General features: G+C 34.3%; 9 protein-coding genes. 6 read left to right on the top strand and 3 right to left on the bottom strand.

The features are described from left to right. Positions 1–75 precede the first annotated feature (75 nt). On the top strand, positions 76–711 hold the full coding sequence (locus JJQ60_RS17055; protein WP_201923167.1) for a MarR family winged helix-turn-helix transcriptional regulator: 636 nt from the start codon (positions 76–78) through the stop codon (positions 709–711). 44 nt (positions 712–755) lie between these two features. Beyond that, the gene (locus JJQ60_RS17050; protein ID WP_201923164.1) at positions 756–1538 is read left to right on the top strand and encodes a nitrilase family protein; all 783 of its coding nucleotides are present in this window, start codon (positions 756–758) and stop codon (positions 1536–1538) included. Here JJQ60_RS17050 and JJQ60_RS17045 read toward each other — a convergent pair. Next, on the bottom strand, positions 1530–3140 hold the full coding sequence (locus JJQ60_RS17045; protein WP_201923161.1) for an Ig-like domain-containing protein: 1611 nt from the start codon (positions 3138–3140) through the stop codon (positions 1530–1532). The genes JJQ60_RS17050 and JJQ60_RS17045 overlap by 9 nt on opposite strands. Positions 3141–3271: 131 nt before the next feature. After that, on the bottom strand, positions 3272–3952 hold the full coding sequence (locus tag JJQ60_RS17040) for a ComF family protein (protein ID WP_201923157.1): 681 nt from the start codon (positions 3950–3952) through the stop codon (positions 3272–3274). A gap of 75 nt (positions 3953–4027) precedes the next feature. Here JJQ60_RS17040 and JJQ60_RS17035 point away from each other — a divergent pair, with 75 nt between their 5' ends. The 3 genes from JJQ60_RS17035 to JJQ60_RS17025 all read left to right on the top strand — a co-directional run bounded on the left by JJQ60_RS17035 (position 4028) and on the right by JJQ60_RS17025 (position 9809). Next, positions 4028–4909, top strand: coding sequence for a hypothetical protein (locus tag JJQ60_RS17035; RefSeq protein ID WP_201923154.1), 882 nt, complete (start codon positions 4028–4030; stop codon positions 4907–4909). 206 nt (positions 4910–5115) lie between these two features. Further along, a complete protein-coding gene (locus JJQ60_RS17030) occupies positions 5116–6651 on the top strand; it encodes a glycine--tRNA ligase (RefSeq protein WP_201923151.1) in 1536 nt (511 codons plus the stop codon). Positions 6652–6809: 158 nt separating this feature from the next. Next, complete coding sequence (locus JJQ60_RS17025; protein WP_201923148.1) at positions 6810–9809, top strand: T9SS type A sorting domain-containing protein; 3000 nt, start codon at positions 6810–6812, stop codon at positions 9807–9809. 1 nt (position 9810) lies between these two features. Here JJQ60_RS17025 and JJQ60_RS17020 read toward each other — a convergent pair whose 3' ends face one another. Further along, positions 9811–10185, bottom strand: coding sequence for a hypothetical protein (locus JJQ60_RS17020; RefSeq protein ID WP_201923145.1), 375 nt, complete (start codon positions 10183–10185; stop codon positions 9811–9813). A 141-nt stretch (positions 10186–10326) separates the two neighbouring features. Between JJQ60_RS17020 and JJQ60_RS17015 the strand changes: the two genes are divergently transcribed. After that, the gene (locus JJQ60_RS17015; RefSeq protein ID WP_201923141.1) at positions 10327–11091 is read left to right on the top strand and encodes an exodeoxyribonuclease III; all 765 of its coding nucleotides are present in this window, start codon (positions 10327–10329) and stop codon (positions 11089–11091) included. The last annotated feature ends 333 nt before the right edge of the window (positions 11092–11424 follow it).

Below are 11424 nucleotides of genomic sequence, written 5' to 3'. Positions count from 1 at the left end.
TTTTGTGCAAATATTAAACAAAAAAGTATTTTATAATAGCATATTATTATAATTTAGTGTTAAATAATAGTTTTGATGAAGATTTACAAGTTAATAAAGCAGTTAATCGACCTCACAGGAGAGTTTGTAAAAGATAGAAAAGATCAAGATATACAGATGAAATCATTTGCAAATTGGTTGTCTAAGCGGTTGGATGAAACCGTTTCTACAGAGGAGTATGAGATAACTGGTCATAGTATTGAAGCAGAAATAGCTGCATATATTGGTAGAATGAGTAGGTATTCTAATTCATATATCAAATCTGCTTTGGTTGATTTACCATTTGCCACCGATATGGATTTTGCCTTTACAGCAATACTTCATCGATCGGGATCTATAGGAAAAACGGATTTGATCAGGAAAATGGCGTATGATAAGTCTTCTGGTATGGAAGTGATTAAGCGTTTACTTAAAAATAAGATTATCGAACAGTTTCCTAATCCCGATGACAAAAGAGGTAAATTATTGCGAGTAACCAAAATTGGAGAACAAAATGTTATAAAAGCATATTCAGAAGCGCATAAAGCAGCAAAAATGGTAAGTGGAAGTTTAACCCAAAGTGAACAGATAGCATTATTAAAGACTCTAAAAAAACTAGATGAGTTTCATCTACCAATATATATGGAAGATGAAAAAGACTTAAATGTAATCATGGAAAAATACCCTGTATAAAGGTTACCTAATTTATCTACAATTAGTTTTACTATTTTTAACCTATGAATTCGACTTTGAACATAGCACTTATTCAAGCTGATTTGGTTTGGGAAAACGCTCTTAAAAACCGAGAGGCTTTTACACAAAAAATTAATTCAATTTCTCACAAAGTTGACCTTATTGTTTTACCCGAGATGTTCAATACGGGATTCACTATGAATGCTGTTGAGGTTGCCGAAACTATGGAAGGAGAGACTTTGCAATGGTTAACGCAAATGTCTAATGATAAGAATTGTGCTATAGCAGGAAGCCTTATCATTAAAGAAGATAACTCATATTATAATCGTTTAATTTTTATGTTTCCTAACGGGACATATAAGAAGTATGATAAGCATCAATTGTTTACGTTGGCAAAAGAACAAGAGGTGTTTACAGCAGGTCAGGATGAAGTTATAGTCGACTATAAAGACTGGAAAATCAAACTGCAGGTTTGTTATGATCTCCGGTTTCCAGTATGGGCGAGAAATACTTCAGCGTATGATGTTTTGTTGTATGTTGCCAGTTGGCCAAAACCTAGAATAAATGCTTGGGATGTTTTACTAAAAGCTAGGGCAATTGAAAACATGTCTTATTGCATTGGTGTAAACCGAGTTGGCGTTGACGGAAAAGGATATGAATACAATGGTCATTCTGCAGTATATGATGTATTGGGCAACTCTGTTCTAAAGGAAAATCCTATAGAAACGGAAACCGTTCAATATATCACTTTAGAGAAGTCTCATATTTTAGAAATACGAAAAAAACTTCCGTTTTTGCAGGATGCAGATCAGTTTAAATTACTCTAGTATAAAGGTTTGTTTTATCTCCCAATTAGCTCTTACATCAATGGCTTCGGGGAAATAACGAACAACTTCTGGTTGAATTCCCTGTAAGAAATTACCAGTATCCCATTTGGCATTGTTGTTTGTATCAAAGATTACTCTAATTAGGTACTTTGCAGGATCAAGATAGTCAAAAGTTAATGTTTCTTGTTTTGTAGAAACTTGTTCTAAAATTACCTCTTCTTTTTCATTAGTTATTTGAACCAATACGGGATAAGACTCAACATTTTCCAATGTAAGAAAAATGGTTCCATAATCTGCCAATTTCTTAGTTCTAAAATTAAAGGATACTGTATCGTTAACATTGCCTACAAAATCCTTGATCGCTTCGGGTAAAAATGTTAAAGAATAAATATTTTGTTCTGCTTTTTCAAAGACAACCTTCGCCTCGTTTTTATATGTATCCACAGCAATTGAAAACGGGACAGCTATAGTATCTTTATCGGTGAGTGTAATTTGCTGTTCATTAATACTGTCTAATGGAGTACTTGCCGAAATAAGAACATTTTTATTAAGAGGTAGGGACGATCCATATACCGAAGAGAGTTTTAGCGAATCTTTGTACTGATCTTTAAATCTGGTAATCAAAGTATCTTGATATTTTGAATTAGTGACCTCAAAAATTAATGAATCAGCTTCGAAAAAGGGTCTGAACCAATAGTGAAGCGTATCTTTTTCTTTATCAGGAATTGTTCTGGTTTCAAAATTATCTGGTGCCTGGCTAAGCAACTTGATTTTCATACTGTCTGCATTTCCTTCAAACGGAAAAATAAATTCGTTTTTTGAGACTTGTTTTGGCTTTATAGCCTTAAAATCAAGAATTTCTTTAAACAAAGTAATATTAAAAACTTTGGCAGTATCTTCAGGTAAATTCACAATTTCTTCATAAAACCCAATCTTATCGAGTTTAGGTTCGTATGTATAATTGTTAGACGCATCTTGTAATGCTATAAGTTTAAATTTTCCTTCTTTTAAATTATAGAAATTAAAAGATGTAGAATCTAAAGTGTTAGTAACATAGCGCGGTACCTTGGTATAAATTAGAGAGTCAGAATACTCTTCGTCAATTTCATATAAAGCGACAGTTATATTAGGATCTGTCTTTTTTTGAAGGGCATCGGTTATGTTTCCTTTGATACTCAATGAATCAAGAAAATCACCTGTAGAGAATACATATCTAAAAAAAGGATTAGGATTTCCTTCATTGTTGTCGACAACACTTTCGCCAAAATTGATACTGTATGTAGTGTTTTCTAGTAAGGTATCTAAAAATTTAATCTTTATAAATTTATTGGCCCCTCCAAGTGGAGTAATAGTGGGCTTGGGATCCATTGGAGGTGATATGATAATTTGTTTTTGTGGATCTTTTAATGTGATATATTCATCAAAATAAATTCGAATCTCATCACTATTGAAATTTGTAGAGAAATCTGGTGGCGTAGCTTTAATAAACACTGGCGGAGTCTCATCCTTTGGCCCTCCGTTTATTGTTCCTTTTTTTGCACAACTAATTACAAGAACCAGTAGCATCAAAGTAACCAATACCATATTTAATTTTTTGCTCATATCTCTTTAGCCAATTTAAACCACAAAGAAACAACTATATTAAAAAACAAAAAAACGGAATAAGATTCTTGATTTTAATAACTACTGTTAATTGATGTTATATTATTGCGATCAAAAGTAAGAATTCTAACCTATTCTGTTATTGCCATAGTAGCAATACTAATTTTAATGCCCGGGATAGATTCTAATACTTGTACACAAGCCTCTATAGTAGCTCCGGTGGTCACAATATCATCAACTAACAAAATATGTTTGTTTATGAGCAAAGACTCGCTTTGTATACCAAATGTTTCAAAAGTATTGTCCCATCTACTTCCTTTTCCTCGTTTAGATTGTTTTTGAGAGTATGAAATTTTTTTTAGTACAGAATCTATATAAGTCGCATTTAGTTTTCGGGAGATTTCAATTCCAAACTTTTCTACTTGATTATACCCTCTTTCTCGAAGTCTTTTTTTATGTAGAGGTACAGGGATAATAATATCAACATATTGATAATTAGGCATTTGAGTTAGTTTTTCCCCTAACCATTTGCCCAATTCTTCTCCTATTTCTTCTCGCCCTCTATACTTTAGGTTATGAATTAAGTTTTGTACCCTTCCATTTTTCTCAAATACAAGTAAAGATGCAGCATTTTCAATTTTGATACGACCATAAAATACTTTTTCAATTTTTTTTGCGTTTACGTTATGAAAATTGCCCAAAGGGAGCTCATGTCGACAAGAAGTACATAGCAACCTTTCGTTCTTATGTAATGGACTGTCGCAGGCAGCACAGTATGTAGGATAAAATAAGTAGGCTAAGTCTCTTAGCATTTTATTAGGCAGATTAACATTAATTATTATATTTAGCGATTGAAAATAACCATCAAAAATTAGAAATTAAATATTATGACAGCTCAAAACAATAACTTAACCCTTAAAATCCTTATCGGTGTTCTAGGAGCACTGTTGCTTATCTTAGGGATATTTACGTATAAGTTTTACAACGAAGAGAAGCAAAATAAAGCAATTTTGCAACAAGAAAAAGATCTTATTGAAAGCGAATTAGGAGAATTGATCACAAAATATGACAATGCTATCGCGCTTAACGAAGTAATGGATGACCATTTACTTAAGGCAAAAGAGCGTATTGTTGTGTTATTAGATAGTGTAAAAGACAACGATGCTAATTTGGCTTTAATTTCTCGCTACAGAAGAGAAGTAGGAAAACTAAAAAGAGAGCGCGAAAGATTATTTAAACTTGCCGATAGTTTAACGACTGCAAATGCTCAATTAGCAACAGATCTAGATAGTACTTCTGTGGCATTAAATCAGAGAATTATCTTATCTGACTCTTTACAAACACAAAATGCACAACTTGCTGAAATCGTTGAAAGAGGATCTGCACTTACTGCAGCAAATATAAAAGCAGAAGGTGTACGTGTGCGTAATAGCGGTAAAATTTCAACATCTTCAAAAGCTAGTAAGGCAGAAAAAGTAAGAGTATGTTTTACGCTTTCGCCAAACAAGCTTACTGAAAAAGGAGATAAAGAACTTTTTGTACAGGTAATTAATCCAGAAAATAACCTTATCGGTGATAAAGTTTCTGTAAACTTTGATGATGCTGTACTTACGTATAGTGGTCGTAACAAAGTATTTTATGAAAATGAAGCTTTAGATGTATGTGTTCTTGTAGATGCAGCTGAAGGAGAATTAGTTAAAGGAAACTATGTAGTAAACCTTTTCTCTGGACCAAGAATGATTTCTAATACACAGTTTGAATTGAAATAATTCTTTTTATATAAAATTGAACCGTCATGTTTTAATTAATATGACGGTTTTTTTATGCTTTTATCAGAAATTACCTACTCTAACTATTAATTGACCAAATTCATTTCCAATTCATTTAAATTCAACTATTTTTGCGGGACCAATTTTAAAAATAGGTGTCTCAAGGATAAAGTGACATAGTATTTTTAAAAAAGAGAATAAATATAATGGCAAAGCAAGAAGATAAATTTAAAAAGGTTATAGCCCATGCCAAAGAGTATGGGTACATTTTTGGTTCTAGTGAAATTTATGACGGACTAAGTGCGGTATATGATTATGGTCAAAATGGAGTAGAACTTAAAAAGAATATACGAGAGTATTGGTGGAAAAGCATGGTAAACATGCATCAAAATATTGTAGGGCTAGACTCAGCAATATTTATGCATCCCACCACTTGGAAAGCCTCAGGGCATGTTGATGCATTTAATGATCCTCTTATTGATAATAAAGATTCTAAAAAAAGATATAGAGCCGATGTTTTAGTAGAGGATTTCAGAGAAAAAATCAATCAGAAAATTGAAAAGGATATTACCAAAGCTAAAAAACGTTTTGGCGATGCTTTTAATGAAGATGAGTTTAGAAGTACCAATGCTAATGTTGTTCGACGTCAAAAAGAAATTGACAGAATTACTGTAGAACTCACTAGAGTTCAAGAAGAAAATGATCTTGCAGGTTTTAAACAATTAATAGAAGATCTAGGAATAGGTTGCCCAGAAACAGGGTCTAAAAACTGGACCGATGTGCGTCAGTTTAATCTTATGTTTGGAACAAAATTAGGAGCTTCTGCAGACTCGGCTATGGATCTTTATTTACGACCAGAAACCGCTCAGGGGATTTTTGTAAACTTCCTTAATGTGCAGAAAACCGGACGTATGAAGATTCCTTTTGGGATTGCACAAACCGGAAAAGCATTTAGAAATGAAATTGTAGCTCGTCAATTTATTTTTAGAATGCGCGAATTTGAGCAAATGGAAATGCAATTTTTTGTTCGCCCTGGAGAAGAAATGAAGTGGTACGACTATTGGAAAGAAACCCGATTAAACTGGCACTTATCTCTAGGATTAGGGAAAGAAAAGTATCGTTTTCATGATCACGATAAATTGGCACATTATGCCAACGCTGCAGCAGATATAGAGTTTGATTTCCCATTTGGATTTAAAGAACTGGAAGGGATTCACTCTAGAACCGATTTTGATTTGAAAGCTCATGAAGAATATTCAGGTAAAAAATTACAATTCTTTGACCCAGAATTAAAAGAAAGTTATGTACCATATGTAGTAGAAACTTCTGTAGGATTAGACAGAATGTTCCTTGCTGTTTTTTCTTCAGCATTACAAGAAGAAGTTTTAGAAGATGGTAGTAGTCGAGTTGTACTTAAATTACCTGCAGTTGTAGCTCCAATAAAAGCAGCAATACTTCCACTAGTTAAAAAAGATGGCTTGCCAGAAGTTGCGCAACAAATTGTTGATGACCTAAAATGGAAGTTTAATGTTATCTATGATGAAAAAGATGCTATAGGAAGACGCTACAGAAGACAAGATGCTAATGGTACTCCATTTTGCATAACTGTAGACCATGATACGTTAAACGATCAAACAGTTACTATTAGAGATAGAGATACAATGGAACAAAAAAGAGTTCCTATTGCCGAATTAAAATCGCTTATTTCAGAAAAAACCGATGCAGAATATTGGTTGAAATAATCGCTTTGAATGAAGAGCATAAAATACAAAGCTGTCAAATCTTTTGGCAGCTTTTTTGCATGTATTACATAATTACTATTTGATCGTTATTCATGTTTTGAAGTTTAATCGTATTTTAGTCAAAAGTATAGGGTAACGCATATTATAAATTCCTGATTATGATGCCGAATAAGGTTTTAGTAATTGTCTTTTTATTTTCTGTTTTTATTGGTTTCTCTCAAAGAAAAGAAATCAATAAAGCTACATTGATTACTGAAGCTGCGTATATGCGAGAGGTAACCTCATTACTAGGAAAAAAATTAATTCCTGAAAAACCTCGCGAAGGGGGTAAAGAATATAGAAGAACAGATGGTAATAAACATATTCCTGGTAAAGGATTACCTCTAGGGATAGATCCTTTACTAGTACAACAAAAAAGTGCTCAAAACTTAAGAGCGGGTAAAGCACCATCTCAGGTTTTTGAAGTAAATTCAAGAGTAGAATCGCCTTCAGATCCTACAGGAGCAATTGGACCAAATCACTATCTAAGTGCAAAAAATTCTGCATTTGCAATACATGACAGAAATGGTGTTCCAATAGTTTCTTCAACTTCTTTAGCTAATATTTTTCCTGGCGAAACCGAAGGAGACCCCATAGTGTTTTACGATAATTTTGCCGATAGATTTGTGATTACAGAATTTAGCAGTACTCCAAATGGATTTTTAGTGGCAGTATCTCAAGGACCAGATCCAGTAAATGATGGTTGGTTTACCTATCGATTTAATACAGGTACTTTTCCTGATTATACCAAATTCTCTATCTGGTCAGATGGATATTATATTACAGCCAATAAAGATCAGTTTTCGCAAGAAACCAGCGAGGTGGTGTATGTTATTGAACGAGAAAAAATGTTGGCGGGTGAAGAGGATGTAAAAATGGTTGGTTTTCCGTTGCCAGGAGCAAAAATTGATAATTTTTATAGCCCAGCTTCATTTAATGCTACAGGTAAAGTATTGCCTCCTCCAGGGGATGCAAAAATTATTTATTACCAGGATGATGGATGGGCAGGTGTTCCTATTGGTGGGGATATCTTAAAATTATGGACTATTAATGTAGATTGGATTACTCCGAGTAATTCAACCATTGTTGAAGCCGAAGAATTAGCCGTAACTCCTTTTGATTCTACATTTGATGGTGGAGATTTTGGCAATCTACCACAACCGGGCACAGATGGCCAGGATATCGATGCGATACAAGGGGCTGTTATGTACGCCACCAATTACCGTAGGTTTTGTAGTTATAATACAGTTGTACTTAATTTTGTTATCGATATTGATGATAGAACAGATGGATCTGGTGGGGATATCGATAATGTTGCGGCGATACGCTGGTACGAGTTACGACAAAATGGTGACGGAGAACCATGGACAATATTTCAGGAAGGAACCTATACTTCACCTGATGGAAAAAGTGCCTGGTGCGCTAGTATGGCCATGGATGTTTTCGGAAATATAGGCATGGGCTACACCACGATGGGAACCATTGCAGATGGAGCAACGGCAGATAGCTTTGCTTCAATTCGATATACAGGTAGATTAGCAACAGATCCGTTAGGGACTATGACAATTGCTGAAGAAACCATTATAATAGGGACCGATGTGCAACGCAATAATGGAAAACGATATGGAGATTATGCACATCTTAGTATCGACCCTGTTGATGATGCTACTTTTTGGCATATTGCCGAATATTTTGAAGATACCGGAGATAATGCCAGAGATGTTGTAGGTGTTTTTAAAATTGCCAATGATGTAACCAATGATGTAGGTGTTGTTAGTATAGATAACCCTTTAAGCAAAATTTTTACGGCTACCGAAGAAATTGAAGTAACGATTCAAAACTTTGGAACTTCGACTCAAACTAATATTCCGGTAAGTTATTCGATTAATGGAGGTACTGCTGTCAACGAAGTTTTTGCGGGACCCATTAGCGCAGGAGAAACCATGTCTTTCATTTTTAGTACTCCAGCAGATCTTACACTAGATAATAACTTTGTGATAACAGCCGAAACAAATCTCGCCTCAGACAGCGTGCCCGAAAATGATTGTGCTACCATTGAGGTATCAGGTTTGCTTCAAAATGATGTAGGCGCAGTACGGTTAGTTTCTCCAGTAACCGGATCAGGAATTTCTTCTAATGAACCGATTACCATTACTATTCAGAATTTTGGAATAGCACCACAATCTAATATTCCTGTTTTTTATATCTTGGACAATGAAGGAACCATTAACGAGGTGTTTACGGGGACAATTGAGCCAGGAGAATCTGCCGAGTATACATTTAATACCACGGCAAATCTATTAGAATTTAAAACATATACCTTCGAGATAGGAACAGCATTAACTAGCGATGAAAATGCCGAAAATGATCGTATCATACTAGACATAGAACATCAATCGTGTTTTCCAACTTCAAATTGTAGATTGCAAGGTGATGGTATTACGTCATTTGAACTGACAAATATCTCTAATACCCCTATCCTTTGTAATTCGGGTTATGAAAATTTTACAAATTTGGTTATTAATCTAGATGGGCCTATTGGGTTATATAGAGTTACAGTTCAATCTGGGTTTGCCAGAGATGCAATAGAACAGATGTCACTCTGGATTGATTTTAACGATGATGGAATTTTTGGAGATACTGAACGATTATTGAGTAATGAAGTCATTAGAGAAGCAAATAAAGATCAGAGTTTTGTTTTTTCACTAGGAAGCAATGCCACTACCGGAACTCATCTTCTTAGGGTACGAGCGGGCGATACCCAAGAAAATACCCAAGAAGATCTTAATGATCCTTGTTTATCTATGCAATTTGGTACTACTCACGATTATACCGTAAATATTGGGGATAATCAACCTCCAATATTAGATTTGATCGTGGTTAATCGTCCAAACAGGCAGTTTTTGATTACGATGAGCGACCCTGGTGCAGAAGAACGCTTGAAGCTGAATGTTTTTACAATAACAGGCCAAATTATCGTTTCTAATTTCGTAGAAAAAAACGCTAATGGAAGATTTGTATACGAATTAGACATGTCTTATGCCAGTACTGGGATTTATTTTGTGCGTTTAGGCGATAAGAATGAAAAAAATAGATCTGCTAAGTTTATAGTGCAATAGCTTATTCCTTACGTGTACGAATTTCTAAAAGAGATACTGGTCGGGCATCATTACATCTACTCGGCATTCTAAGATTTGCATATTTTACCCATACCTGATCAGGAACTTCATCGGGGTTAAAAAAATCATTTAAATTAATAGGATCTAAATTGTCTTTATACGCCTCAACATTAAGGATAAAAGGACAACCTTCAGATTTGCTAGCGGTTAAAGTGCCTTTGCTAAATCCTTTTTCTATCATTTCTTTTGCAGGGATATTTTGAGCATCTGTTTTCGTTTCAGAAGTATCTGTAGCTCCTGCTTTTTGTGCAGAAGTACAATTAAGAGTACTTAATATAAGGATAAAGCAAGCGGTTTTAAGAAACATGTTTTTCATGATTTGTGATTGTTTACATTAAAGATCATAAAAATTTATCAAAATATGTTCAGATGAATTCAATATGTTTATTTTGTATATCATAACGACAGAATTGCAGTAAATCTTATTTTTACTAAAAAATTAAAAATCCAAAAGTTCATGAAAATCATCTCCTATAATGTAAACGGAATTCGAGCCGCATTAAACAAAGGTTTTATAGAATGGTTACAGCAAGCAGATCCTGATGTTATATGCCTTCAGGAAATAAAAGCAAACAAAGACCAATTGGATCTTAATGTGTTTGCAGAAGCCGGGTACTCGCATAACTATTGGTTTAGTGCCCAGAAAAAAGGGTATAGTGGTGTAGCAATTTTATCCAAAACGGCTCCAGATCATGTAGAATATGGTACCGGGATAGACTACATGGATTTTGAAGGGCGTAACCTAAGAGCTGATTTTAATGGAGTATCGGTAATGAGCTTATACTTACCCAGCGGCACCAATATGGATCGGTTAGAGCATAAATTAAAATATATGGCCGATTTTCAAGAGTATATAAATTCACTTAAACAGCAACATCCAAACCTGGTCATCTTGGGCGATTATAATATCTGTCATGAGGCTATAGATATTCATGATCCCGTGCGTAACAAAAACGTGTCTGGATTTTTGCCTGTAGAGCGAGAATGGATAGGCAATTTTATCAATAGCGGATTTATAGATTCGTTCAGGCATTTTAACAAAGATCCACATAATTATTCGTGGTGGAGCTATAGGGCTAATGCCAGAGCCAATAATAAAGGCTGGCGTTTGGATTATGGAATGGTATCAACGCCCTTGCAAGATAAATTAAAAAGAGCCGTTATTTTATCGGAAGCAAAACATAGTGATCATTGCCCGATTGTTGTTGAATTGGATGTGTAAGTGAACAATGAAATAAAAATATAATAAATCTAAACCGTTGTATATATTGAAAATATGGTAAAAAAAAGCGTCAGTTCGAGTGTTTTGTTTTCATGTCACCTCGAGCGAAGTTGAGAGCTCATGAAAACAAAATGTATCGAGAACAGCTTTTTTGATCCAAAACCCTATTCTCGATACACTTCTTCCTCTGGTCGAAGCACTCCTTTAGATTTGCATTTAAATTTTTTATATTTTAAAGAACGGAAAAGGTACACTATCTATACACTCTAAGTTTTTAAACTTATACATTCGATTCAGACCTTTTCCGTTCAGTTATAAACTCAAATAGAAATT

Origin of the sequence: Aquimarina mytili (genome assembly GCF_016735115.1) — a bacterium.
GTDB lineage: Bacteria > Bacteroidota > Bacteroidia > Flavobacteriales > Flavobacteriaceae > Aquimarina > Aquimarina mytili.
The sequence above is the reverse complement of the archived record's forward strand: the minus strand, read 5'-3'. Positions and strand labels throughout refer to the sequence as shown.